At 70.9% G+C, this 24,218-nt stretch carries 25 protein-coding genes and 1 tRNA gene; 5 read left to right on the top strand and 21 right to left on the bottom strand.

Annotated elements, in window-relative coordinates; genetic code table 11:
- Window positions 1-231: hypothetical protein (locus I847_RS27165; RefSeq protein ID WP_196804573.1), on the top strand; the 231-nt coding region annotated here is incomplete at its 5' end.
- 468 nt (window positions 232-699) lie between these two features.
- On the opposite strand, the gene I847_RS23890 is transcribed toward I847_RS27165, so the two are convergent.
- Together I847_RS23890 and mobF are read right to left on the bottom strand one after the other, a co-directional pair.
- Window positions 700-1,149 carry a hypothetical protein gene (locus I847_RS23890; protein ID WP_051274927.1) on the bottom strand — a complete coding sequence of 150 codons (450 nt, stop codon included), beginning with the start codon at window positions 1,147-1,149 and terminating at the stop codon, window positions 700-702.
- A complete protein-coding gene (gene mobF / locus I847_RS23885; RefSeq protein ID WP_051274926.1) occupies window positions 1,146-4,694 on the bottom strand; it encodes a MobF family relaxase in 3,549 nt (1,182 codons plus the stop codon). The genes I847_RS23890 and mobF overlap by 4 nt, the downstream gene beginning before the upstream one ends.
- Before the next feature lie 116 nt (window positions 4,695-4,810).
- Here mobF and I847_RS0114615 point away from each other — a divergent pair, with 116 nt between their 5' ends.
- Window positions 4,811-5,398 carry a hypothetical protein gene (locus I847_RS0114615; protein ID WP_231384236.1) on the top strand — a complete coding sequence of 196 codons (588 nt, stop codon included), beginning with the start codon at window positions 4,811-4,813 and terminating at the stop codon, window positions 5,396-5,398.
- A complete protein-coding gene (locus tag I847_RS0114610) occupies window positions 5,395-6,825 on the top strand; it encodes a hypothetical protein (RefSeq protein ID WP_028050291.1) in 1,431 nt (476 codons plus the stop codon). The genes I847_RS0114615 and I847_RS0114610 overlap by 4 nt, the downstream gene beginning before the upstream one ends.
- On the opposite strand, the gene I847_RS0114605 is transcribed toward I847_RS0114610, so the two are convergent.
- From I847_RS0114605 to I847_RS0114560, 8 genes are all read right to left on the bottom strand, one after another.
- Window positions 6,822-7,157 (bottom strand): hypothetical protein, encoded by a 336-nt coding sequence (locus tag I847_RS0114605; RefSeq protein ID WP_028050290.1) that lies wholly within the window; start codon window positions 7,155-7,157, stop codon window positions 6,822-6,824. The genes I847_RS0114610 and I847_RS0114605 overlap by 4 nt on opposite strands.
- Before the next feature lie 49 nt (window positions 7,158-7,206).
- Window positions 7,207-7,776: a hypothetical protein gene (locus I847_RS0114600; RefSeq protein ID WP_028050289.1), complete on the bottom strand. Its 570-nt coding sequence runs from the start codon at window positions 7,774-7,776 to the stop codon at window positions 7,207-7,209.
- 990 nt (window positions 7,777-8,766) lie between these two features.
- Window positions 8,767-9,924 carry a tyrosine recombinase XerC gene (gene xerC, locus I847_RS23880; protein WP_196804572.1) on the bottom strand — a complete coding sequence of 386 codons (1,158 nt, stop codon included), beginning with the start codon at window positions 9,922-9,924 and terminating at the stop codon, window positions 8,767-8,769.
- A gap of 116 nt (window positions 9,925-10,040) precedes the next feature.
- Window positions 10,041-10,274, bottom strand: a complete 234-nt coding sequence (locus I847_RS23875) for an AlpA family transcriptional regulator (protein WP_081680970.1) — start codon at window positions 10,272-10,274, stop codon at window positions 10,041-10,043.
- Window positions 10,275-10,434: 160 nt separating this feature from the next.
- Window positions 10,435-10,507, bottom strand: a tRNA-Ala gene (locus I847_RS0114575).
- A 72-nt stretch (window positions 10,508-10,579) separates the two neighbouring features.
- Window positions 10,580-11,272 carry a histidine phosphatase family protein gene (locus I847_RS0114570; protein WP_028050288.1) on the bottom strand — a complete coding sequence of 231 codons (693 nt, stop codon included), beginning with the start codon at window positions 11,270-11,272 and terminating at the stop codon, window positions 10,580-10,582.
- The gene (gene rsfS, locus I847_RS0114565) at window positions 11,269-11,658 is read right to left on the bottom strand and encodes a ribosome silencing factor (RefSeq protein WP_028050287.1); all 390 of its coding nucleotides are present in this window, start codon (window positions 11,656-11,658) and stop codon (window positions 11,269-11,271) included. Before rsfS ends, I847_RS0114570 begins: the two co-directional genes overlap by 4 nt.
- A 22-nt stretch (window positions 11,659-11,680) precedes the next feature.
- Complete coding sequence (locus tag I847_RS0114560; protein WP_155856161.1) at window positions 11,681-11,968, bottom strand: hypothetical protein; 288 nt, start codon at window positions 11,966-11,968, stop codon at window positions 11,681-11,683.
- Between I847_RS0114560 and I847_RS0114555 the strand changes: the two genes are divergently transcribed.
- Window positions 11,961-12,431 carry a hypothetical protein gene (locus tag I847_RS0114555; protein WP_155856160.1) on the top strand — a complete coding sequence of 157 codons (471 nt, stop codon included), beginning with the start codon at window positions 11,961-11,963 and terminating at the stop codon, window positions 12,429-12,431. The two genes, I847_RS0114560 and I847_RS0114555, sit on opposite strands and share 8 nt — an antisense overlap.
- A gap of 114 nt (window positions 12,432-12,545) precedes the next feature.
- Window positions 12,546-13,094 (top strand): hypothetical protein, encoded by a 549-nt coding sequence (locus I847_RS0114550; RefSeq protein ID WP_155856159.1) that lies wholly within the window; start codon window positions 12,546-12,548, stop codon window positions 13,092-13,094.
- A 34-nt stretch (window positions 13,095-13,128) separates the two neighbouring features.
- Here the strand turns inward: I847_RS0114550 and nadD are convergent, their stop codons facing one another.
- The 11 genes from nadD to I847_RS0114485 form a co-directional block, all read right to left on the bottom strand.
- Window positions 13,129-13,737 (bottom strand): nicotinate-nucleotide adenylyltransferase, encoded by a 609-nt coding sequence (gene nadD / locus I847_RS0114545; RefSeq protein WP_028050283.1) that lies wholly within the window; start codon window positions 13,735-13,737, stop codon window positions 13,129-13,131.
- A gap of 258 nt (window positions 13,738-13,995) precedes the next feature.
- Window positions 13,996-15,306 carry a glutamate-5-semialdehyde dehydrogenase gene (locus tag I847_RS0114535; protein ID WP_034610398.1) on the bottom strand — a complete coding sequence of 437 codons (1,311 nt, stop codon included), beginning with the start codon at window positions 15,304-15,306 and terminating at the stop codon, window positions 13,996-13,998.
- Window positions 15,303-16,442: an LLM class flavin-dependent oxidoreductase gene (locus I847_RS0114530; RefSeq protein WP_231384235.1), complete on the bottom strand. Its 1,140-nt coding sequence runs from the start codon at window positions 16,440-16,442 to the stop codon at window positions 15,303-15,305. Before I847_RS0114530 ends, I847_RS0114535 begins: the two co-directional genes overlap by 4 nt.
- Window positions 16,414-17,520 (bottom strand): LLM class flavin-dependent oxidoreductase, encoded by a 1,107-nt coding sequence (locus I847_RS0114525; RefSeq protein ID WP_028050280.1) that lies wholly within the window; start codon window positions 17,518-17,520, stop codon window positions 16,414-16,416. Before I847_RS0114525 ends, I847_RS0114530 begins: the two co-directional genes overlap by 29 nt.
- Window positions 17,517-18,515 (bottom strand): GNAT family N-acetyltransferase, encoded by a 999-nt coding sequence (locus I847_RS27445; protein WP_081680960.1) that lies wholly within the window; start codon window positions 18,513-18,515, stop codon window positions 17,517-17,519. The genes I847_RS0114525 and I847_RS27445 overlap by 4 nt, the downstream gene beginning before the upstream one ends.
- A gap of 43 nt (window positions 18,516-18,558) precedes the next feature.
- Window positions 18,559-19,905 (bottom strand): M20 family metallopeptidase, encoded by a 1,347-nt coding sequence (locus I847_RS0114510; RefSeq protein WP_028050279.1) that lies wholly within the window; start codon window positions 19,903-19,905, stop codon window positions 18,559-18,561.
- Entirely contained in the window at window positions 19,905-20,318 is a 414-nt protein-coding gene (locus I847_RS0114505; RefSeq protein ID WP_028050278.1) for a rhodanese-like domain-containing protein, read from the bottom strand. The genes I847_RS0114510 and I847_RS0114505 overlap by 1 nt, the downstream gene beginning before the upstream one ends.
- Window positions 20,319-20,336: 18 nt before the next feature.
- The gene (locus tag I847_RS23860) at window positions 20,337-21,857 is read right to left on the bottom strand and encodes an MFS transporter (RefSeq protein WP_051274923.1); all 1,521 of its coding nucleotides are present in this window, start codon (window positions 21,855-21,857) and stop codon (window positions 20,337-20,339) included.
- A 9-nt stretch (window positions 21,858-21,866) separates the two neighbouring features.
- Window positions 21,867-22,823 carry an aldo/keto reductase gene (locus I847_RS0114495; RefSeq protein WP_034610394.1) on the bottom strand — a complete coding sequence of 319 codons (957 nt, stop codon included), beginning with the start codon at window positions 22,821-22,823 and terminating at the stop codon, window positions 21,867-21,869.
- Entirely contained in the window at window positions 22,820-23,287 is a 468-nt protein-coding gene (locus tag I847_RS0114490) for a GNAT family N-acetyltransferase (RefSeq protein WP_028050276.1), read from the bottom strand. The genes I847_RS0114495 and I847_RS0114490 overlap by 4 nt, the downstream gene beginning before the upstream one ends.
- A complete protein-coding gene (locus I847_RS0114485; RefSeq protein WP_028050275.1) occupies window positions 23,284-24,102 on the bottom strand; it encodes a nitroreductase family protein in 819 nt (272 codons plus the stop codon). Before I847_RS0114485 ends, I847_RS0114490 begins: the two co-directional genes overlap by 4 nt.
- Window positions 24,103-24,218 lie beyond the last annotated feature (116 nt).

Here is a 24,218-nt window from a genome sequence, read left to right as displayed (position 1 = left end):
GCGGACGTCGACAACGACACGGTCCCGCTCCACGCCCCCGGCTCGTCCGCCGCCGTGGCGGGCACCGAGACACCCAGCGACATCAAGGTGATCGCCACGACCGCCGCCACCACACGAGAAACGGGCACACTCAAGAACCGGAGCACAGACAACCCTCACCAAAACGCCGAAGAAAACTTGACCCATCACGCAACAGGCAGCGCGACGATCATCGGCGGCGGGCGAAGGTGACCTTGACCTCCTGGCGGAAGAACCCCCGATCGCCAGCCCGATCCACCCTTTCGGGCAAGGGCTGAGTCGGTGGTGACGCGCGACTAGTACTCCGACCGTGCTCCATCGAATCGGCTACCCACGCCGTTGCGGTCGCGAGGAGCGTGTTCGGGGGCTGATCGGGAAAGGGCTGATTGCGAAGCACGAAGAAGCGAGAGTCGAGGTAGTCCCGAACCGTCCGAGGTGCGCGTCGAGCGCGGCCGTCGAGTAGTGCGCAGGCAGCGATGGCCGGGCAGAAGCGGGAACGCGAAGCTTGCTAGCGATGGCGTGATCGCGATCCACCTAACCCGGTGCAGGTGAACGGATCGTTTCTTTGCGGTCCGCGGGCATCACTTTCCAAGGCTCTCGCACTGCGTTCGCTCTCAAGCGAAGCTCAGCGGTGTGTTTCAGCCGTCGTCGGCACCGGGCTGGGCGACCGCGCTCGGGCCCTCACTCGTCCGCCCGCTCCTCCCCACTGGCCCCTCTGAGAGCTCCGCCGTGCACATGCGGTTCCCGGTGGGCGTCGGGCCGGCACCCGGTTCTCGAGACCCAGTCGGCGACGCGCTGTCGGGAGACGGCGAAGTGCTCATGCCAGTTCAAGGGTGAATCGGCCGTGGCACTAGATGCGAACGCGCTTTGCCAGGCAAGGTGCAGGGCGGAGAGTTCTTCGACGAGTTCGCCGTGCCGCATCCAGCACGGCGGTACGACGCGGTGGTCGAGGCGGTACCGCTCGACGAGCCAGTCGACCCACAGTTCCAGGTCTTCGAGGAGGTTCTCCTGCTCTTGGTCGCTGAACGCCGACCAGACGATCGGTGTGGGTGGCCCTATCGGTGCCTGCAGTTGCCGAGCGGGAAAGAACGCCCACTGGACCGCTCGGGGGTTGCGTCGGATCCGGGTCACCGGGTCCTCACCGCCTCAGGGGATCGTGTGGGTGCTCGATGCACATCGATCGGTTGGGTCGGGCGCTGCTGGTCGAGATGGGCGACGGTGGTGGTGATTTCCGCGAGCCATGCCGCGCGGGCGCCGGGATCGCGCGGCTCAGGCCCGAGCCGTTCCAGCCACGCGGGACGGTGATCGAGAACCGCGTCTGTGAGAGCGGTGGTGCGTTGCTCGATCAATTCCTGGATCGACTCGAGCATTGCGAGGCCGTCGTCGCCGAGGCCGGCGCCGGTGCTGGTGGCTGGGACGTCATGCGGGTTCTCCACGCGGGACCGCAGCCACGCGTTCGCTGCGCCAGCGAGGGACGCCACCGTTGATGCGTCGTTGGCTGTCACCGCAACGGACTCTCGAAGCACGGTGACCGGGTCGGTGGTCACCGTGGCGATCTTGTCGAGTGTGGCGAACAGGCGAACGGCGTCCGGTGAGGTGGCCAGCGTGTGCATCTCCGTTTGGCTCAAGCCGCAGTGCTGCAGTGCGAGGGTCCACCGGTTGCGGGATGCCTCCGCGAGGAGGGTGCGGCGGATGGGTTCGAGGCGATGCACCGATCCTGCGGCCTCTTGCGCGGTGACGATCTGCGCGGTCGCGGACTGTTCGGCTCCTGGGCTGGTGATGATCGTGGCCAGGACCTCGCGGCCTGTGGTGTTCGTCGGGACGTCGGGCAGATCGTCACAGTCGGGGTCGACGGCGTCTAGCGCGACGTAGATGTGGTTGGCGTGTCGGCCACGGGATATCGCGACGTAGAGGTTTTCTCGGGCCATGCCGGGGTGGGCGAGCACGTGCGCGCGATCGACGGTGATGCCTTGTGCGCGGTGGGTGGTAATGGCGTAGCCGAGCTCAACGTCGTGTTGGACGTACCCGGCGGGCAGCAGGACCGTCGCCGAGTCAGTGCCAGCCGCGGACCGGGTCCGCGACGCCGTTACGGACCCGTCCGGCTGGGTATCGGTCACGATCCATAGGTCTCCGTTGCGCACGTAGGCGTGGGGGCCGCACGCCAATGGGCGCAGGGTCCGATCGTTGCGGCGGGTGACGATGCGGTCCCCGACGCCGACCAGTTCCCCAGAGGCCGTCGGGACGCCGGTGGGGGCGACGAGTCCGTCGGCGACTCGGTCGCGGTGTGCCCGGGCGTTCAGAGCGGCGACGGTGCGGGCGTCGGGGGCGAGCAAGATCGCATCGCTTCCGGCATCGAGGTCGTTCGCCCAGGCGGTGTAGGCGTCCTCGAGCATCGCCTCGGCCGCCCCGGAGTGCACACGGTCGTGCTCGACGTAGTCCTCCAGCACGCTCGGGTTGCCGTCGCGCAGGCCGAGGCTGGCGGCGGCTTCCCACGGTTGGCTGAACCGCCACAGCGATGTCAACCGGGCGGGGCTTGTCCGGTGTGCGAGCAGCGCGAACGCGCCTCCGGCGTCAACCGCGGACAGCTGGGCGTGGTCGCCGACGAGCAGCACTTTGGCGCCCGCTACGTCGGCCTGGGTGACGATTGTGTCTAACGTGAAGGTCCCGGCCAGGGAGGCTTCGTCGACGATGACCAGCTGCCCGGGTCGAAGTGACCACCGGGTCGCTTCGTGGGCCTGCCCGGCCAGCGCGGTCTCGATGATCCGGACTGCCCGCCGGTCAGCGGCCTTGCCGGCGGCATCGCGCGCCACATTGAGCCTTGCGGTGACCGCGGCACGGCGCTGGGCGCCCTGTCCGACGGACTCATGAATCCACTTGGCGGTGTTCTCACATGCGACGTTCAGCGCCTTGGCTAGCTCGGCGGCCGCCGAGCTGGACGGCGCCAGACCGACCGCCGAACCACGCCCGTAGGTGTGCTCCCAGGCGCGACGCACCCCACGCAACGTCGTTGTCTTGCCTGACCCTGCCGGACCGACCAGGATTTCCAGGCGCCGTCCGGACATCGCAACCCGCCGCACAACCTCGACTTGATCGGCTGCCAGGCGCATCCTCTGGTCGGCGGCTGCTACTACGAGCGCCGCGGCTGATGTCGCGGGCCCATCCTCGCGGGCTGCCGCGCTCAGGAGCCGAGCTTCTGCGGCCAGGATGCGCTGATCGGTGAACCGCTCCTCGTCTGGACGATCGAACACCGACGTCCCGTCCGGACGCTGATACCCCGGTCCGGGCACGAAGAGCTGCGGTGCGGCGATCGAGACCGCGCCGCTGAGCGCCGCATCCGCGACGGCATCGAGCAGCGCGAGACGGTCCGGCGGGCTGGCCATCGCGATTCCGCGGGTGAGCCGTGCTGCCTCGGCCAATACGTTCCACCGGGTCCACGTCGAGCGCCGCTCCATCACGTCCCCCAGAACAGTCTCCGCCAGGGCACGGATCTCCTCACCAGCGACGTCAACGGCGCGCCGCGAAACAGTTCGGCTCCGCCCGACCGCCTGGTCCGTGAGTTGTTCTGGGGTGCGGCCGGTCAACTCGGCTGCACGCTTGCGCCACGCAGCCAGCAGTTCGACCAGCGGCCGCACGTGCTTTCGCGGACGCGTCGCACGGGTGACCTGCTGGCGCAGCCGGGTGATCTCGATCCGGTTCGGTGTGCGGCCATGAGTCGCAGCGAACTTCGCGACCTGGTCCGTCATTGCCTCATCGATGCGTGTGGACCGCGTCGAGAACTCCCCCATCAACCCATCACCGACCCCCTTGACCTCTAGACGCGGGCTGCGCCGTGGCCCGCGATGCCGCCACCCCCACCGCACGGGCAGCCGGCGAGCCAGCTCGTCGGCCATCAGAGCGTCGTACACCTCAGAGATCGTCACCGTCGCGTGATGCAGGGCACGCGAATCCAGAGACCGCCATGTCCCGTCCGGGCCCTGGACCTTGTTCGCTACAACTACATGGGTGTGCAGGTTCGGGTCTCCGGCCCGGGAGTCCCAGTGGTCGAACCCGACCGCGACCGCGCCCTGGGTCAGCTCCTGGCGGCATCCCGCGTGCCCGGTCCGGGTGAAGAGCGCACGATCCTGCAAGAACGCCAACGCCTGTTCGACCGCGGCCCGATGCGCTTCCAGGATGACCGCCTGGGTGTGGTCGTCGGCGACCGCCCACAACGTCGAGACCGACTTCGGGGGCGTGAACGTCAGATCGAACCCCGCGATCGCCTTCGGTGCGCTCCGGGAGAGCTCAACGCGGGTGATCGCCGCGATCGCCGCCCGGCGCGCGTCCGGAACCATCAGCGCCGGCAAAGCCCGAACCTGCGCCTCGACCCGCTTCGCCACCGGTTCGCCCACCCGGTAGGAGTGCCCCAGCGGCGCACCGGTCAGCGGGTCACAGCCCTGTCCGAACAGTCGCGCCATCGGCGTCTCCTCGACCAAGGCGCCGACCTCGAGCCCGACGGCCTCCACGCCCCCGATCCCAGTCAGCCCGGCCCCAAGCCAGCGGCCCGGCGGGTTCCCGGACTGCGTGTAGTAGGCGGTCAAGGACGCGCCGCCGGACCGATCACAGTCCCCGGTCGCCGTGTGCTTCAGCAGGTACTGATAGCCCGCCCCGGCCGTCAGCCGGTGCAACGTCATCACCATCGCGGCACGGATCGGGTCGACGCCAACACGCTCGTTGTCATGCCCACAGGTGTGCCCGGAACCCCGTAACACGCGATCCGCAGGCCTGTGATCGATCGGGTGGTGCCAGAGGTGTCATGGCTCTCTTCGCCCCTCGCTCGACGACCTTGCGTCTTACAGGTCTGCGGGCACACCTAATGGCATGGCGGTCGGTCATCCACAGATCCCAGGAATCGATCACCAGGACGGATCAGACCGAGCACCGTGCTTCGAACGGCCATCACGACGGAGGCATCACAGTGAGCACCACGTGGGAAACACCAGCGGGCGTCCTGATCGAGTTCGCCGAGCCGGACTGGCACGGACTGTGGTCTCTGCTCTACACCGCCAGCCACGCCGCCATGCGGCTCAGCCTCGGCCTGTCTCTGGCCGCGGGGGTCGACGTCATGTCCGCTTCTCTCGACCTTCGGGAGGCACGAGACGAGCTTGAGTGGCTCTACGAACACCTCGCCACCGGCGCCATCGCCATCGACCTGGGCCCGCTGCACCGCAGCGACGAACCGGTGGACGCCCGACACGTTGTCGGACGCCTCGCCGACGCGATCCTCGAACGCACCTACGCGCTCATCGACGCCGGCACCGCGCCCGCGGAGACCGCCTGCCTCGCCCGTGTCGCAGGCAAGGTCTTCACCGCACGAACCAGCATCCTCGGCGACTTGCCGTGACGACATATGGCGACCTCGTCGGCCAAGCAGCTGCCGACCTGCGCAGCGGGTTTCTCCAGTTCCTGCGCTACGGGTTCACCTCCCCAGACCACGCCCGCAACGTCATCGGCGCCTACTACGACACGCTGGACGCCCTTCGGGCACATACATGGGCGCTCGTCGACCCCCAGCACGTACGCACCCACCTCCTGGTCCATCAGGCCGACACCGACGGCGACATCGACCGCTCCGCCGTCGGACTCTTCGCCTCCATCCAGGCCATCAACCCACGGCGAGTCGAAAACCCCTACCCTGACTTCGACTTCACTCATCCCTGGCTCGACGCGAGCCGGCGGCTCGGAGCGGCGGGCGACCTGCTCGCCACCCACCACGGACCACACCTCACCCCGCTCAGCGAATACGCCCGGATCGTCCTCGACGACGCCCGCCGACGCTCCGCGCTCGGAACGGTCGCGCAACTGACTGAAGTCCAGCTCGCCACGCAACAGCCACTGGGACTACGCGCGATCCAAGCCGGCGTCCCCTGGGCGGACCTGCAGCAGTGGCTCCCAGGCATCCAAGAACCCATACGACGCGCCCGGCACCTGCACCACCTAGCCGAGTCGACGACTCCGGGACACGGTCTGTGGGACATCCCGCTCAACGACCACACCGTGCGCGTCGGGAACCCGATCGACGAGTTGGCGGACCGCCTCGGCCGGTTGCGGCACGCAGCCTGGGCCCTGGCCGCGACACCCGAGCACGCCATGGGGACCCTGCGGGACCTCGCCGGCCTCGGCGTCGCCGTACACGCCCACGCCGCAGTGCTGCACGGGCTCGACCTGGCCGTCCGGACCGGCGTCAATGCGAGATCCACCGAACATCAGGCCGACGACCGGTCGAACGAGGTGGGCGCGACCAACTGGATCCTGACGGGCGGACGAGCCTGGCAACGCGTCTGCGCAGACCTGCAGCAATATCTGACACCCGCTGTGCCGGACCCCGCGATCCGCGAAGACATCACGGAGGTCCGCCAGCTGCTCAACGATCTGATCCCCTTGCACCAACCGCTGCGCCTGACTGGCTTCAACGACGCCATCACCCGCCGCTACGCCGCGCTCGTCAACGGAGCCGTGCACAGCATGGCGCGGGTCGCCGAATGGAACGCCACAACATTCGCCGCGATGGCGGCATCCGGCGCTGTGCAGGTCCGGGTGGCCGACCTCACTGGTGACCAGATCACGGACGACCCAGCACTCGTCACCGCGAAACTTCGACTACCGCCAACGGCCCGGGTCAGCGCGCCACCCGCTACGACAGGAAACACCGCTGCGCTGTACCGCTCCGTCGGGCAGGCGGCCACGCGAATCCCGACGTTGGCGACTGTCCGGCAACACGAGCCCGTCGTCGAATACTCCCGGCCACTCGGCCGTACCGCGCTTCATTAAGGCGTGTCTCTCAACCGGTCATCCGTGTCGGGCTCGGGCGCATTCCAGATGATCGCGGTGGGTGCGCGTCCTTCCGCCGCGTGCATTGCTTCGTTGATCGTTGCGTAGCCGGCGGAGTCGGGCCACGTGGGAGTCGAGGTCTCGCCGGCGTGCCGGACGCGCACGTAGAACAGCAAGCCACACTCGCCGGGTGTGGTGGGCGTCTCGCCTGGCTCCAGCTGCTCATCGGCCTTACCGAGCTCGAACCAGAAGTCGTAGGGCAGCCCGACGATGTCGACCGGCTTCTCGACGGTGTCGTCGTAGAGCCAACGACCACTTCTGACGATCACCACGGGGCAACATGAGCCGTGCTGCGTGATCGTTCCCGCTCACCCTCGTCTGTCATGAGCCCTCTTCGGCTAGCGGGTGCGGATCGGAGAAACTGTTGAGCGCCTGCAGGTACCGCCCACCCAGCTCGATCCGCGTGAGGTCCTGGTACTTCCATCGTTCGACCTGATTGGCCCAGACGCCGTCGCGGCCTACGTAGTGCAGATCAAATGACTTCTTCCGAAGCCTGGTCAGACGACCGATGGCAAGCGGTTCCCTGTCGAGCATCTCCAAACGGACCGCGAAGATCTCGGCCGTGGCAGACGCTACCTTGAGCAACTCGCAGGCATCGACGCTGTCGTCGCAATCGAAGACCGCAACGCTCTTGTCGAGGGCTTCGACAGCTCGATGGTGGTAGGCGTCGTCATCGCGGAACCAGACACGTGAGATGTCCCCGAGCCGAAGCATCACGATGTCGTCCAGATAGACGCCGTCAGCAAGGGTGTGCATGACGACCCAGTCCTCCGTCATCGCGATGACGAACCCGTCGGTCAGAGAGATCTCGAACGAATCCCGAACCGCCGTCACGATTCTCCGTCCTGTGAGCGAGTCGTTCAGGCGACGGCGGACCTTGCTCGGCTTCATGCGCCCAAGTATGAGGGGACGACTTTGAATCGCGCCGCGCGCCGACGCCATACCCCAAGGGAATCGGGCCATGAGCAAGCACCGGTCCCCGACTCACCCTGGGAGGCGTCGGGACCGCTACATAGTGACCTGCACAGATGCGGGGTGGCGAGCGCCTTGGCAGCCACTAGTGTGACGCCGTGACGACCGAGGCGGTGTGCCAAATTCCGTTTCCCTATCGAGGCGGCCGACTCGCAGATGCGGAGTGCCAGCGGCTGGCCGCGCATCCTGGCCCACACGCTTGGCGCGAATCAGATGGACGGCGTGCAACGCTGTGGACATCGGATGGCACTCCGGTGGTCTCCCCTGAGGGAAAGTGGCTAGTTCGGCCAGCAGATTTGACGGACACCGACGGGACTGTTTGGTCATATCACTAACTGACGCCTCGGTACGTGAGTGCCATGACGAGCTACCGGTGCGCGCGCAGGACGGCGTCGGTCCCGGATGACGGCGATCGGCCGCTCGTGCACGACGTCGAAGCTCCGGAACACGTCAGGGTCGCGAGCGGCGAACCTGCGCAGCGTGCTCTGAACACTCCGAGCTACCACGATCAGCAGTCCGACTGCGAGCTCCGGCCGCATCGTGTACTGCGCGCGGTGTCCGAGCTCGTCCGGCGGACACCATCGCGAGCACCTTGTCGTCGTCAGAGCCTGCGTCCTCCCAATCGACCCACCCAACATCGTCGGCGCACAGCTCGTCGAGAATGTCTCCAAGGATGTCGAGCTCTGAGGACGCCATGACCCGGACGCTACGCGCGCGTTCCCACAAGACGACCCGAATCGCCGAGTGTGTGCGACACGCCCGAGCGCGGCGTGCGAATCCTGCCGTTGCCATTCTGAGCGGCTCTGGCAGCGTCCCGCGCCGCTGACGCCAGGCCACACCCAGTTGCGAGGATTGCCGGCTGTTACTGGTTCGATTCCAGTCACGAGCCAACAGGGCCACAGGCGCTCATCAAGCTGCCTCGTCCGGGCCCTCGGTTCTGTCGATTCGGTCAAGCGCATCGAGCTCCTCGTCGTTGTTTCCCACCACAAGCAACGACCCGTCCGGATCGACCGGCCGCAGGGTCCTTTCGAGCACAGCAGCAGGCGACAGGTCGACAGACTGGTCGGGCGCGACGTAGTGCCCTTCGGTGATCGCCGTGCTGGTGTGCCCGAGAAACGACGCGGCCGCGTCGATCCCGAGACCGCGAGCAAGCACGGTTGCGCCCGTGCGCCGATACCAGCGGGGAGTGATTCCCGAATCGGTGAGTCCGGCGTCAGTGAGGAACTCGCGGAACGTGCGGCGAAGGTTGTGCAGGGTGATGACGCCGCCGTTGCGGTTGTGGAAGATCGTGACTTCGCTCTGCTCGGAGGCAACGTGTGCCAGTCGGCGGCGCAGTACCCGGGCTGCGAACTCCGGCACGGCGATGCTGCGGTGCGAGGCATCGGTCTTGGCGTGGTCTTGGCGGAAGTCCCGCATCCCCTGCCGTCGTACGACCGTGCCCCGCACGTGAGCGATCATGCCTCGGCTGGTGTCGTCGATGTCGCAGGGCCGCAGAGCGAGGACCTCCCCAGGGCGCATTGACGTGCCGAGCAGCACCTCGCAGATGTCACGGACCTGGCCGTCCGGCTTCGGCCCGAGCACGCCGGATCCGGTGCGCCATGCTGCGGCGGCGGCACGGATCGCTTGGACCTGCTCCAGGGTCATCGCCTCGATCTCCCGTTTGGGCTTGATCAGTGGGGAGGTCCCCTGGACCGGGTTACGCGCGAGGGCGTCGTGCCGCAGCGCGAAGGCGAACATCTGGTTGAGCAGTGTGCGCGTGTGCTTGGCCCGCGAGTGCGAGATGGCAGCCTCGCGCCGTAAAAGCCACTCGACGCGTCCTGTGGTGATCTCGCCGAGGGCGTAGGACTCGAGCACCGGCCGCACGTGCAGACGCAGGTCATCACGATAGTTGTCCTTGGTGCCCTCGGAGATGTCCCGCAGCTCCAGATCCGCCAGCCACAGGTCGCACAGGTCGCCGAACGGGCTGGACACGCTGAGCAGTCCCCCGCTGCCGTAGCCGGCGCGGTCGACGAGCTTCGCCTTGAGCCGGGCAGTCGCGGCGCGCCGGCTGCTCGCAACCGCCGTCACCCGGCGCAGCCGGCCGTCCAGGTCGCGGTAGCGTGTCGTCGCCCGGTACCGATTGCCCAGGTCGACGAGCGCGATCTCGCCGAACGTGCCGATCGCGGTCCGCGGCCGTCCGCGGCTCACAGCCCGGCCGGTCTTTGATGCCGCTCGCCGTCGGCCACCTCCATGCGTGCCAGCCACGCCTGGATCTCGCTGTCCCGGAAGCGCAGCTGGCGTCCGACACGAAAGCCTCGCGGGCCGCGCCCCTGCGAACGCAGGTCGTACAGCGCCTGGGTGCTCACCGACAGGTACGCAGCGAGCTCGGGCAGAGTCATCGCCGGCTCGATGGCCGACACCACGTCGTTGGTCTCCATGGTCACAGGTGTGCCCAGGGAGCCGTAACACGCGCGAAGCGGCCCGAGACTCGACCCGCACTGGTCGAGTCTCAACCGATGAGTGTCTATTAAATGGCTAGTGGCCACGTCAGGCTCCTATGTTCAGGATCCCGGCGTGGCCTCTGACCAGCACTTTCGGTGGAGCTGAGGGGATTCGAACCCCTGACCCCCTGCATGCCATGCAGGTGCGCTACCAGCTGCGCCACAGCCCCGCGGCCCGCCGTGACGGGCCACCACGCCCTTGCGGGCGCTGGGAGAGTTTACGACGATCGGCCGCCCAAACGCTAATCGGGGTCGCGGGTCTCGGAGTCGGCGTCGTGCGCGGAGTCCGGACCGGCGTTCCAGTCGGAGGACGCATCCGTCGGACCGAGGTTGTAGCCGACCATCCTCCAGGCGGGGGCGATGTCCCCCCGGGTAGCGATCAGCTCGGTCCAGTGGGCGTTGTGCATGCCGCTGAATCCGTGCCAGTCCTCCGGCATCCCGAGCAGCGCGCCGACCGCGCTGCTGATCGCCGAGCCGTGCGAGACGACCACCAGGGTGTCGTCGCGACCGAGCGCGGCCACGTGCTCCCTGATGCCTTCGCTCGTCCGCGCAGCGACCTCGGCGCGCGTCTCGGCGCCGACACCCTCGGGCTGGCCGCCGGCCCGCCAGACGGCGAACTCGTCGGCCCAGTCGCGCCGCAGGTCGTCGCCGGTCAGCCCTTCCCAGACGCCGAACCCGCGCTCGCGAAGCCGGGGGTCGACGAGGAGGTCCAGCCCTGCCGCCCGTGCGACGAACCTCGCCGTCTCGTGGGCGCGCGTCAGGTCGGAGGTGACGACGACGGTCGGCTCGTGCCGAGCGAGGAGCAGCGCCACGGCCGTACGAGCCTGCCAGCGGCCCACCTCGTCGAGCGGGATGTCGACCTGGCCCTGCAGCCGCGCCTGCGAGTTGTAGGCGGTGCGACCGTGCCGTACCAGGAGCAGACGACCAGCCGTCACGCGTCGGCGCCCTCGTCGGTCCCCCGGGCGTCGGCGGGCAGGTCGATCACCGGGCAGTCCTTCCACAGCCGCTCGAGCGCGTAGTACACCCGGTCCTCGGCGTGCTGTACGTGGACGACGATGTCACCGAAGTCGACGAGCACCCAGCGGCCCGCGCTCTTGCCCTCGCGCCGGATCGGCTTCGCACCGAGCTTGAACAGGGACTCCTCGACGGCGTCGACGATCGCGCCGACCTGCCGCTCGTTGGTGCCGGAGGCGATGAGGAAGACATCGGTGAGCACCAGCTGCTCGCTCACGTCGAGCGCGATGATCTCCTCGGCCTTGATGTCGGACGCGGCGCGAGCCGCCGCTACGGCAAGCTCGATAGCACGTTCGGTCGCAGCCACGGGTCTCCTCGGGTTGGGGGGATCAGACGGGATCGGCGACGAGGCCGAGTGACATGGGCACGGCCGAGGCCGATGCGGGTGCCGGGCCGGTACCCGAGGCGCTGAGGCCACCCGACTGGCTCCACAGGAGCACGATGAGGAAGCCGAGCACGAACGCCACCAGGATCAGCGCGAGGAAGTGCAACCAGCTGTACGGGTGCCGGGGCCGGAGGTCCTCGTCGTCCTCGTCGTCCTCGTCGTGAGGCGCGCCGGTCGCCTGGGCCGGCGCCGAGGCGGCGACCGGGCCGGCGGCGAAGCCTTCCGTGCCCACGCGCGGGGCCGGCACGGTGCCACCCGCCGAGGCCGGGGCCGTCGGGGCCCAGGCCACCGGTGCCGGAGCGACGTCCGCGGAGGCGCTCGGTGTCGGGGCCCAGCTCTGCGCGGGCGCGGAGGCCTGGGGTTCGCTCGGTCGGCCGCCGGCGGGTGCGGTCGAGCGGGACTGCGCCGGACTGGGCTGCCACGTCGGCGCGCCCTGCACCTCGGTCGCACCAGCCGGCGCCCACGCCTGGGCGGAGGCCGGCGGGGCGGAGGCTGCGGAGGCGGCCGGGGTCGCGGCGATCCAGCTCGGCCCATCACGGCGTGCCGCCGCCGGACCGTCGAGTCCCGACGCGGGCGACGACTGCCCAGCGAGCGGCGGCTGCTGCCCGAACCCGGGGGGCGTCGCCGGACGCGCTGTCGGGGCCGGCTGCGCGGCACCGGGCAGGACGCTCGACCGCGCAGGGACGTTCGGCTGAGCACCGACCGGCTGGGCCGACGGCGGAGTCGTTCCTGGACGGGTCGCGGAGGTCGCGGGCGGCTGTGCGCCCGCGGCCTGGACCGGGGTGCGGGTCGGAACCGGGGACGGCTGGGTGGGGCGAGCGACCGGTGCGGCCGAGCCGGATCCCGGCGCCGGAGCGGACGCTGGTCCCGGTTCGGCGCCGCGCTGTCCCCACTGCTGGGCGGTCGGTGCAGGAGCCGACGGCTGCGCTTGCGCCGACCGCGACTGGGCCGGCGGCCGCGCCGGGGCGGCGGGCTGCGGGCGTGCGGGCGCTGCCGCCGGTGGCGACGAGGGCCTGGCCGTCGCCGACGCAGCCTGCTGGGTCGACGCCGGCGTCCGGGACGGGCTCGGCACGGAGCCGCCCGAGGACGGGGACGGCGCGGACCAGGACTCCGGTCGTGTCGTCGGGACCGCCGGCGAGCCGGGTCGGGCACTCGTGGGGTCGAGCGCGGTGTCCCGGATGGATCGGCGGGACCGCGCCGCGTCGGTGGCACCAGTGACAGCCGAGCTGTCGGTGCCCTGTTCGCGCATCGCACGGCGGGAGACCGGAGCCGCCGACGTGGCCGGCGGGGTCGGCTGGGGCGCCGCGGACCCGGCGTCGGGCGCGACACCCTCGACGGAACCCGTCTCGGGCCGGTGAAGCTCACGGCGACTGCGCCGCTCTCCGGTTTCACTCATGACATTCCTCGATACAACCTGTGCTTGGCGATGTACTGAACAACCCCGTCCGGGACGAGGTACCACACCGGTTGCCCGGCACTCTCGCGTGCGCGGACATCCGTCGACGAGATCGCCAGGGCTGGGACCTCCAGGACCTGGACTCGATCCCCGGGGAGCCCGTCGATCGACAACGCGTGTCCTGGGCGGGTGACCGCCACGAACTGCGCCATCGAGAAGAGCTCGTCCGCATCCTTCCACGTCAGGATCTGCGTGATGGCGTCCGCACCCGTGATGAAGAACAGTTCGGCGTCCGGTCGCGCCGTCTTGAGGTCTCGGAGCGTGTCGACGGTGTATGTCACACCCGCTCGGTCCACGTCCACCCGGCTCACGGTGAACCGCGGGTTCGACGCCGTCGCGATGACGGTCATCAGGTAGCGGTGCTCCGCGAGCGTCACGGCCTGGTCGAGCTTGAACGTCGGCTGACCCGTGGGGACGAAGACGACCTCGTCGAGGTCGAACCTCGCGGCGACCTCGCTCGCGGCGACCAGGTGGCCGTGGTGGATGGGATCGAACGTGCCGCCCATGACCCCGAGGCGCTGCCTCCGGACGGACGACTGCGTCATCGGTCGATCCCTCCGTCGATCCCTCGACCGCGCGAGCGGTCGCTCCCTCCGGGGGTCCGGGTCAGTGGCGCGTCCCGACGCTCTTGAACGCGTACGCGATGAGCATCATGGCGACGAGCCCGACGAACGCGCCGACGCCGAAGACCCACGGCTCGAAGGGCAGCTCGTTCACAGCCTCGGCAGCTTCAGCGGCAACACGCACGACAGTCCTCCAGGGGTGGGGCGGGTGCGATCAGTGTCGCACGATCGGCTGTGGTTTCAGGGCCTGACGTGCCCGTCTCCGTGCACGATCCACTTGGTCGTCGTCAGCTCGGCAAGGCCCATCGGCCCTCGCGCGTGCAGCTTCTGCGTGGAGATGCCGATCTCCGCGCCGAGGCCCAGCTGACCACCGTCGGTGAACCTCGTCGAGGCGTTGACCATGACCGCGGCGGAGTCCACCTCGGCCACGAACCGCTCGGAGGCGGCCAGGTCCTGCGTGACGATCGCCTCGGTGTGCCCCGAGCTCCAGCGGTGGATGTGCTCCAGGGCCTCGTCCAGGTCGTCGACGACGCGGACAGCCAGGTCGAGCGAGAGGTACTCCGTCGCCCAGTCCTCGTCGGTGGCCGGCACCACGTCAGCCTCTTCGGGTGCCAGCGCGAGAGTTTCCTCACACCCGTGGATCGTCACGCCCTCGTCGGCGAGCATCGCGATCGCCACCGGCAGGAACTCGTCGGCCACCGCCCGGTGGACGAGAAGGGTCTCCGCGGCGTTGCAGACCCCGACACGCTGCGTCTTCGCGTTCAGCAGGATGGGCAGCGCCATCGCGAGGTCCGCGGTCTCGTCCACGTAGACGTGCACGTTGCCGACGCCGGTCTCGACCACGGGAACGGTCGACTCGCGGACGACGGTCTGGATCAGGTCGGCTCCGCCGCGCGGGACCAGGATGTCGACCAGCCCGCGGGCGTGCATGAGTGCGACCGCACCCTCGCGCCCGTACGCGTCGATCGACTGGACGAGCGCACCGGGCAGGCGCTGGGAGACGAGGGCGCGCGACAGGACGTCGACGATCAGCTCGTTGCTCGCCGCAGCGGCGGACCCACCGCGCAGGATCACCGCGTTGCCGCTCTTGAGCGCGAGCCCGGCGGCGTCGACGGTCACGTTCGGTCGGGCTTCGTAGATCATGCCCACGACGCCCATCGGGACGCGGACCTGCCGCATGCGCAGCCCGTTCGGCAGCGTCGAGCCGCGGACCACCTCGCCGACCGGGTCGGGCAGCGCGGCGAGCTCACGCAGGGCGTCGGCGATCCCGACGATCCGCTCCGGTGTGAGCTCCAGGCGGTCCAGGAGACCGGCGGACGTGCCGTTGACGCGTCCGCGCTCCAGATCCACCGCGTTGGCCTCGATGATCTGCGGCGTCGCCTCGACCAGGGCGTCGGCCATGGCACGCAGCGCGGCGTCCTTGGTCGCGCGGGTGGCGGTGGCGAGGGTGCGGGACGCGACCTTGGCGCGCTCCGCGACGGTGCGGACAGCGGCCGTGACGTCCGGCGTCTCGGGTGCTTGCAGGAGCGGCTGCTCGAGCGACGTGGTCATGGGGTCAGGGTAGTCCCGGCGCGAGCGGCCACACCCGCGTGGACCAGCGGGATGACGTTCTCGCCGAACTCGACCGCGTCCGCGAGCAGGTCGTACCCGCGCAGCCCGAAGATCTCGAAGCCCAGGTCGACGTAGTCCAGCAGGGCGTCGGCGACGGTTCGGTACGAGCCGACGAGAGCCGTCGCGCTCGTGGGCAGGCCGCCCGCACCAGCGACGGTCGGGGTCCACAGCGCCCGGTCGTGCCGCTCCCCCGACGCGGCCAGCTCGGCGAGGCGCAGGTTCGCGGTGTTCTCAGGCAGCTTGCCCGGTTCGCGTGGCGCCTCGGTCAGGGTCCGGACCGCCCGCGGCGCCGCCAGCTCGTCGATGCGCGCGCGGATGGCACGCGCCTTGGCCCAGGCCTCCTCGTCCGTGGGCGCGACGATCGGCCGGAACGCGATCTGCAGGCGCGGCGACGGCCGGTCTGCTGCGGCGGCGAACGACCGGAGCAGCTGGACCTGCGCAGCGGTCGCCGCCAGCGGTTCGCCGAAGAACGCGAACACGTCGGCGACGCGCGCACCGACCTCGAGGGCTCGTCGCGACGCTCCGCCCGCCGAGAGGCCAGGGCGCGCCGGCGACCGAGCGCGCAGGACGAACTCCTGCGCGCGGTAGTACGGGCCGACGTGCGTGAACGGCCGCGACGAGGTCCACGACTGCAGGAGCACTATCGCGTACTCGGCGAGCCGGTCGTAGCGCGCGTCCTTGTCGAGGTCGTCACCCTCGGCCCGCTGGTCGCTGGTCAGACCGCCCGCGATGAGGTGCACGGTGACGCGCCCGCCGGACGCGGTGTCGAGCGTCGCGAACGTCTTGGCGGCGAAGGTGGGCGCCGAGACGTTGGGGCGGTGCGCGACCCGCAGCCGGATACGGTCCGTGTGCGCCGCCGCCCAGGCCGCCGCCTGCGCGGGGTCCGGACCGTCGGACGCGTACGGGAACAGCACGTGGTCCCAGCCGCTCGCTTCGTGCGCGCGCACGATCTCCCGCGTGTAGCCGGGATCCCACACAGGTCCGACGAGTGGCGTGGTCTCGGTCGACGGGTTGCCGTACCCGGCGCCGAGGAACTCGACCGCCACGTCAGACGGCCAGCAGGCGGTCCAGGCCACGGGCGCGACCCGGATCCTGCGGTCCCCACAGGGTCGTCGACACCTCGGCACGGACCAGCGGGACGACCTCCTCGGCGAACCGGCGCAGCACGTCTTTCTGCTGCTCGTACGGCAGCACCGGGTTGAGCGAGACCGACTGCAGGTCGTGCCCGTACGAGCCGTGGTAGTCCAGGATCTTCTCCGCGACACGCTCCGGGGAGCCGACGAGGGCCGGGCCACGCTCGACGGCGTCCTCGATGTGCGTGAACGACGAGACCTTGCCGGGCCGCGTCTCGCCGACGTGCCGGGCCGCCATGCGCGCCGCGAACCCCTCGTACACCGCGCGGTACTCCTCGGTCGCCTGCTCGGTGGTGTCGGCCAGGAACAGGCCACCCGAGCCGGAGCCCACGTAGCCGACGGACGGGTCGTGCCCGTGGGCGACCAGCTGCTCGCGGTACCGGTCGATGAGCACCTTGTAGTTCTCGCGCGGCTGCAGGGCGTTGGCGGACACGATGGGGTCGCCGTGCTTGGCGGCGAGGTCGACCGCGATCGTGCTGGTCGCCGAGCCGTGCCAGATGCGGAAGGGGCCGTCGTACGGACGCGGGAGCGTCGTGGCGTCGGTCAGCGGTGCGTGGAACGTGCCCTGCCAGTCGACGTGCTCCTCGCCGAGCAGGCGCTTGAGGAGCTCGTAGTTCTCCTCCAGGTAGTCGTACTGGTGCTCCAGCGCGAGCCCGAACAGCGGGAAGTGCCGGTCCTCGTTGCCCTTGCCGATGACGATCTCCAGCCGCCCGCGCGAGAGCAGGTCGATGGTCGCGTAGTCCTCGGCGACACGGACGGGGTCGAGCAGGCTGAGCACGGTCACACCCGTGCTGAGCAGGATCCGCTCCGTCGCCTGCGCGAGCGCGCCGAGCAGGACGGTCGGCGACGACGACAGGAAGTCACCGGCGTGCCGCTCCCCCACCGCGAACGATTCGAGCCCGAGCTGCTCGGCGAGCACCGCGGTCTCGACGACGCGCTCCAGCCGGGTGGACGGGTCGAGCAGCTCGCCGGTGACGGGGTGGGGGCCGTGCGGGACGATGTCGAGGACCTGGAACTTCACGGACGTGCTCCTTGCGCTAGTGGGGCGGTGTCGAACCCGAAGGCGAGCAGGGTGCCGCCGGCGACGACCCGGGTCTCACGATCGGTGAGCCGGACGAAGCCGAGGCGGTGGTAGAGCGCGTGTGCGCCGAGCATCTGGGGTCCGGAGTTCATGACGACGCGGTCGAGGCTGCGCCGGCGGGCCAGGGTGATCACGTGCTCGGTGAGCAGGGCCCCGATCCCCCGGCGCCGGGCGGCCGGGGAGACCGCGAGCAGCCGGAAGTCGAGCTCACCTTCTTGGCCGAGCGGCGAGATGTGCCCTCCCGGCCGCGGGGTGGCGACCGTCCCGAGCAGCTCGCCGGTCGCCAGGTCCTCGACTACCCAGACCTCGTGCTCGCGCGCCCGGGTCGCCACGTCGGCCAGCGACGTGCGGTACTCGTCGGAGATGTCGTAGTCGTGCGCGTAGGCCTCCACCGACAGCTCGGCGACGCGCTCGTACTCGTGCGGCGCGACGAGGCGGACGACCAGGCCGGTCCGCGAGAAGTCGTAACCGAACACGACCAGACCTTCGACGGACTCGCGCTCGACCAGCCGCTCGAACCCGAGCCGGTGGTAGAGCCGCTGGGAGGCCACGTTGCGTGCGCCGGTGTCGAGCACCAGCGCCGAGACGCCCCACGCGCGTGCGCGATCGACCGACGCTGCCAGCAGGGCCGCGCCGACGCCCTGTCCGCGCGCGTCCGGCGCCGTGGCGAGCAGCCGGAGCTCGGCCTCGCCGTCCCGGGCCTGCCGGGTGTACCCGGAATCGGGGCGCAGCAGGCTCGCGGTGCCGAGCAACCGGTCCCCGTCCGCGGCGACGAGCAGGTCGCCGGCCGCTGCCCGGCCGGCGGCGTCGCGCAGGAGAGCGAGCCGCGCCGGATCCTGGGACGGGCCGAACGGCCCCGTCGCGAACCCGTGCTCGGTCAGCGTTGCGACCGCGTCGTACTCGTCGGGCCGCGCGGTCCGCACGTCGACGCTCATGCCGTCTCCTTCGTTCGAGCAACGGGGCACCGGAGCAGCTCGCTCATGAGAAGTACCCCTCGACGTCCAGGACGCCGCCGGCGTCCTCGAAGTCCTGCGTGACGGCCGCCCGCAGAGCCGGGTCGGCGAGGTAGTCGAGCGCCGTCAGCGCGAGCCCTACCGCGCCGTCGATCGCGGCCGCGTCCCCCCGTGGACCGCCGGCGACCTCCGCGAACTCGCGGGTGTGCAGCGCGACGTCGGGGTCGCTGACCGCGATCATCGGGTGGATGCCCGGCAGCCGCACGCTGACGTTCCCGAAGTCGGTGGACGCCGCAAGGAGCTCCGGGACGACGCCGCCGGCCAGCACGGTCCGCCCCTGACCGGCCTGGTGCACGGCCCAGCGCTCCCCCAGCGGGCCGTTGGTCCGGACCGGGAGCGTGAACGGTGCGGTGTCCCAGACGAGCTCGGCCGTGGTGCCCGTGGCCAGGGCGGCACCGCGCGCGATGTCCGCCAGACGCTCGGACAGGTCCTTGAGGGTCGTCGGGCTGGCCGAGCGGACGTAGTACTCGACGGTGGCCCGCTCGGGCACCACGCTCGGCCGGGTCCCGCCCTCGAGCACCACGCCGTGCACGCGGTCGCTCGGTGGGATGTGCTGGCGGAGCATCGCCACCGCCTGGTAGTTCAGCGCCACGGCGTCGAGGGCGTTGCGCCCCATGAACGGGCTCGCCGACGCGTGCGCGGCGACCCCGTGGTACGTGACGCGCAGCTGCCGACGGCCGAGGAACGGGTGGTCGACGACGTCGAAGCCGAACGGGTGGACCATGATCGCGGCGTCCACGCCCGCGAAGAACCCGTTGCGCGCCAGGATCTCCTTGCCCGAGCTCCCCTCCTCCGCCGGCGTGCCCAGCAGCAGGACACGGCCCGGCAGGTCGAGGCCGCTCCCGACCGCCCGGACCAGCGCGAGGAACGCCCCGGTCGCGGCGCCGGCGATCAGGTGGTGCCCGCACGCGTGACCGACGTCGGGCAGGGCGTCGTACTCCGCGAGGATCGCGATCGTCGGACCGGCGTCCGCCCGAACAGCGCCGTCGTCGGGTCCGACCTTGGTCAAGCCCGCCCGGAGCGCCGTCGAGAGTCCGTGCGAACCGACCGTCGTGGGAACACCGCGCGAACCGAGCAGATCCGCGATCGCCGCGACCGAGCGGACCTCGCGGAACGCCTCCTCCGGGTGGGAGTGGATCGCGCGCGCGACATCGAGGACGTCGCCCTCCCCGGCGCTCGCCGCTGCCCGCACGAGGGCGCGCGACGCCTCGTCCGCCCCGTCGAACGGGGACGTCAGCGGGACGAAGGATGCGCGGCGCCGCTCCGTGAGCGCGCGCAGCTCGTCGAGGAACGCGGTGGAGGGGACGCTCATCAGGCCGTCGGCTCCTTGGCGGGCAGCCCCGCCTCCTTCCAGGCACCGAAGCCGCCGTCGACGTGGACGACGTCGGTGAAGCCCTTCGCCCGCAGCTCCGCGGCGACGGGCCCCGAGCCGCGCACCGAGCCGCAGACGACCACGATCGGCGTGTCCAACGAGACCACGGGCGCGTGGCGCGTGGCGGCCGCGAGGTCGAACTCGTCGTCGATGGCGTACCGGTCGCCGACGGTCGCGCCGGGGATGGCTCCCGTGCGAGACCGCCCGGCGTCGCTGCGGACGTCCAGCAGGAACGCGCCGTCTGCGACGCGCTCGGCGGCTTCCTGGGCGCTGACCGCGGGCGCGAGCGCTGCTGCCTCCTCCAGGCTGAGGTGCTCGGCGGGGGCGCCGGGACGGGATGCGGTCTCGGTCATGGTGTTCTCCTCGTGGTTTTACGACCGGGCGGCCGTGAACAGGGCGGACGTCGTCGGGACGGTCTGCGTCGTGACGTCCTGGGTCGGGACGGACGAGCGGGGCGTGCGGTCGAGCCACGAGCAGACGGCGCCGCACAGGACCAGGCCAGCCGTGATCGCGAGACCGGTGGCAGTCGCTCGCCGGTAGGACCCGAGGTCGCCGGGTACGGCCGACGCGAGCACCACGCCTCCCAGTCCCGCGATGCAGACGGTCGACGAGATGCGCTGGGACACCTGCAGGAAGCCGGCGGCGAGCCCGTGCGCACCGGCGGTGGCGTGCCCGAGCGTCAACGACTGGTTGGGCACGGCCGCCAGGCCACCGGCCGCGCTCGTGACGACCAGCGTGATCGTGATGCCGACCACCGCGGCGGTCGGCGGCGCGAGCACGACGAGCGCGAGGGTGGCCAGCGTGCCGAGCACGACCACGCCGAAGCTCCACGTCACTGCGGAACGACCGCGTCCGCCGGAGATCCGCCAGGCGAGCGCGGACGCCACGCCACCGATCACGGCGGCAGGCGTGGAGACGAGACCCGCGTGCAGGGCGGTCAGCCCGAGGCCCTCCTGCAGGAAGAGGGTGAGCACGAGCGAGGAACCCAGGGCGGCACCGAACGAGAACATCGCCACGGCCGTGCCGAGCGCGAAGCCACGGTTGCCGATCAGCTGCGGCAGCAGGATCGGGGTGCGGCCGCGCCGCGCGTAGCGACGCTCCCACAGTACGAAGCCCGCCACCGCGAGAGCGAACAGCGTCGCGTACGCGACGGTCGGGATCCCGGCAGGGCCGGTCGCGCGGTCGCCGCCTCCGCTGACCACGACGACCGGTACCAGCAACGCGACAGTCGCCGCGGCGAGCAGACCGAGCCCGGTCAGGTCGAGGTCGGGCGTCCGAGGGACCGTCGAGCGGCGCGGGAGCCAGCGCCATCCCAGCACGGCCGCAGCCAGGCCGAAGGGGACGTTGAACACCATGACCCAGCGCCAGGCGTCCGGTGTTCCGGCGACGCCGATGACGGTCCCGCCGATCAACGGCGCGACCACGCCCGCGAAGGCCCCGACGGTCGCGTACAGGCCGAGGGCGCGTGTCCGTTCGCGTCCCGGGAAGTGATCCTGGACGAGGCCGATGACCTGCGGGTTCGCGGTACCTGCACCGGCGCCCTGAAGAAGCCGGGCGATCACGACCACGGCCGGGTCGTGCGCCGTCGCGCCGACGAGGCTGAACACCGAGAAGGCGGCGACGCCCCCGATGAGCAGGGCGCGGCGCCCACGTGCGTCTCCGAGCCGCCCGGCGGGGACCAGGGCGACCGCGAACGCCAACGAGTAGGCCGCGAGGATCCACTGGACCTCGCTCGTGCCGGCCGACAGCGACCCGCGGATCGAGGGGACGGCGACCGTCAGGATCGCCTGGTCCACGAGCGTCGCGAACCCCACGACGAGGCAGACCGCGAGCACCCGGGACCGGACCACGGGTCCGGCCGGCGCCTCCCGGACGTCAGAGGTGGTCGTCATCGGTGCGCGTCAGCCGTCCAGCAGGTGCGGCTGCGGGTGCCGGACACCGACGACCGCGCCGGCGGGCACGGCGTCGACGATCGCGGCCAGGTCGGCGTCGTCGAGCACGAGGTCGGCGGCAGCCACGTTGGACGCGAGGTGGTCCGCGTGCCGTGTGCCGGGGATCGGGACGATGTCGTCGCCCTGCGCGAGCACCCAGGCGAGCGCGAGCCGCGCGACGGGCACGCCGCGGGCGTCGGCGAGCGCGCTCAGCCGCTCGACGAGGCGCACGTTCGACGCGAACGCCTCCCCCTGGTAGCGCTCGTGGCGTGCGCGCGTGTCGCCCGGGTCGAAGGCGGTCGACGTCACGGCGCCGGTGAGGATCCCCCGCCCGAGCGGAGAGAACGGCACGAAGCCGATGCCGAGCTCCCGCAGCGTGGGCAGCACCTCGTCCTCGGCTCCGCGGTGGAACAGCGAGTACTCGCTCTGGACGGCCGCGATCGGGTGCACGGCGTGCGCGCGCCGGATCGTCGCGGCGGACGCCTCCGACAGGCCGACGTGCCGGGCCTTGCCCGCCCGCACCACGTCCGCGAGCGCACCGACGGTCTCCTCGATCGGCACCTGAGGGTCGACCCGGTGCAGGTAGTAGAGGTCGACGTGGTCCCAGCCCAGCCGCTGCAGGCTCGCGTCGATCGCCTGGTGCACGTGCTCGGGCCGACCGTCCACCTCGCGCCCGGCCACGCCCAGGCCGACCTTCGTGGCCAGCACCACCCGGTCCCGGTGGGGCGCGAGCAGCGGACCGAGCAGGCGCTCGTTCTCTCCGTCCGCATACACGTCGGCGGTGTCGAAGAACGTCACCCCGAGGTCGAGGCCGCGCAGCACGGTCGCCACCGACTCCTCGCGGTCGGCCGTGCCGTACGCACCGGTCAGCGACATGCCGCCGAGACCGACGGGCGACACGGAGAGCGGACCGAGAGCGCGGCTCATGACAGCTCCTTGGCGAAGCACAGGCTGAGCTCGTCGCCGACGTACTCACCGAATGCCGGAGCTGCCTGCCAGCCCTCCCGCTCGTACAGGGCGACGGCCTCCGGCTGACGCGTCCCGGTCTGCAGCACGAGGGTCCGCACCCCGGCCGCCGACGCCCGGTCGCCGAGTGCGCCGAGCAGGCGGGCTGCGAGGCCGACGCGGCGGTGCGATGCGGCGACGAACACGCGCTTGACCTCGTAGAACCCGTGCGCACGGCGCAGTGCAGCCGTAGCGACCGGGCGTTCGCCGTCGTACGCGACGAACGTCACCAGCACGGAGGCGGGCTCGACCGGCACGCGCGGCCCGCGCAGTGCTCTCAGGTCGGCGTAGCGGGCGCCCAGCTCCTCGTCCATCAGGTCGCGCAGCCGCCCCGCGTGCGGGTGTGTCCACGGCACTGCGGTGATCGTGATCGTGGCTGTGCTCATCGCAGCTCGAACCCCTGCGCCTCGAGCGCCGAGCGGAGCTGGTCACGACCGTTGAGCGCCTCCGGGCCCGACAACCGGGCGAGCAGCCGCTCGACCCAGGAGTGCGACAGCCCCTCGGCGGCGTAGAAGTCTCCGATGCGCTCCTCGTAGCCGGCGACGGCGTCCGCGTGCTCCGCGTCGTCGTAGACCTCGTGGTGCAGCACGGCCGACTGGGGCAGACGTGGCTTCACCCGCGTGTTCTCGGACAGGTCGGGCCGCCCGACGACGAGCCCGAAGGCGGCGAAGACGTGACGCGGCAGGTGCAGCAGGTCGGCGACCTCGGCCGGACTGTTGCGTAGCGCTCCGATGTACACGGTGCCCAGCCCCAGCGACTCGGCCGCGAGCGCCGCGTTCTGTGCGGCCAGGGCGGCGTCGACGAAACCGACGACCGCCGTCTCGAGGAAGTCGGCGCCCTCGGTAGGCGCGTCGTGCGCCGCGGCGATGGCGTGGGCGCGGCCGAGGTCGACCAGCCAGACGAGCAGCAGCGGCGCCTGGCTGATGTGCGCCTGGTTGCCTGCGAGCGCGGCCAGAGCCGCGCGGCGCTCCTCGTCGCGGACCGCGACGACGCTCCACAGCTGGAGGTTCGAGCTGGTCGCGGCGGACTGCGCGGCGGCGACGACGGCGGCGAGCTCGGCGTCCGAGACGTCGTCGGGCAGATAGCGCCGCACCGAGCGGTGCGCGAGCTGGAGCTCGATGACGTCGCTGCTGGCGACGTCGGCCGGAGCGATCCCGCCGTAGCGGGCCTCGAGGGTGGACGGGACGAGGACGACGGACATGGTTCCCCTGGTGAGCTGGTCAGCGCTGTGTCGACGGGCGGCGGGAGCGTCTGCGGCGACGGGACGGAAGTCAACGGTCGACGGCAGACGTCTCACATCTCGGTCTGCGGGCGCCC

It is taken from the genome of Cellulomonas sp. URHD0024 (assembly GCF_000426185.1).
Classification (GTDB): domain Bacteria; phylum Actinomycetota; class Actinomycetes; order Actinomycetales; family Cellulomonadaceae; genus Cellulomonas.
This window is presented reverse-complemented; position numbering and strand designations above follow the sequence as displayed.

Coding starts and splice junctions, on each gene's coding strand:
- mobF (WP_051274926.1), bottom strand. CDS start 4,694: ATGGTGATGACGTTGCACCGGCTGACGGCCGGGGCGGGCTATCAGTAC.
- I847_RS0114615 (WP_231384236.1), top strand. CDS start 4,811: ATGGCTCTCTTCGCCCCTCGCTCGACGACCTTGCGTCTTACAGGTCTG.
- I847_RS0114600 (WP_028050289.1), bottom strand. CDS start 7,776: ATGAAGCCGAGCAAGGTCCGCCGTCGCCTGAACGACTCGCTCACAGGA.
- I847_RS23875 (WP_081680970.1), bottom strand. CDS start 10,274: ATGGAGACCAACGACGTGGTGTCGGCCATCGAGCCGGCGATGACTCTG.
- nadD (WP_028050283.1), bottom strand. CDS start 13,737: ATGACGCAGTCGTCCGTCCGGAGGCAGCGCCTCGGGGTCATGGGCGGC.
- I847_RS0114535 (WP_034610398.1), bottom strand. CDS start 15,306: ATGACCACGTCGCTCGAGCAGCCGCTCCTGCAAGCACCCGAGACGCCG.
- I847_RS27445 (WP_081680960.1), bottom strand. CDS start 18,515: ATGAGCGTCGACGTGCGGACCGCGCGGCCCGACGAGTACGACGCGGTC.
- I847_RS0114510 (WP_028050279.1), bottom strand. CDS start 19,905: ATGAGCGTCCCCTCCACCGCGTTCCTCGACGAGCTGCGCGCGCTCACG.
- I847_RS0114505 (WP_028050278.1), bottom strand. CDS start 20,318: ATGACCGAGACCGCATCCCGTCCCGGCGCCCCCGCCGAGCACCTCAGC.
- I847_RS23860 (WP_051274923.1), bottom strand. CDS start 21,857: ATGACGACCACCTCTGACGTCCGGGAGGCGCCGGCCGGACCCGTGGTC.
- I847_RS0114495 (WP_034610394.1), bottom strand. CDS start 22,823: ATGAGCCGCGCTCTCGGTCCGCTCTCCGTGTCGCCCGTCGGTCTCGGC.
- I847_RS0114490 (WP_028050276.1), bottom strand. CDS start 23,287: ATGAGCACAGCCACGATCACGATCACCGCAGTGCCGTGGACACACCCG.
- I847_RS0114485 (WP_028050275.1), bottom strand. CDS start 24,102: ATGTCCGTCGTCCTCGTCCCGTCCACCCTCGAGGCCCGCTACGGCGGG.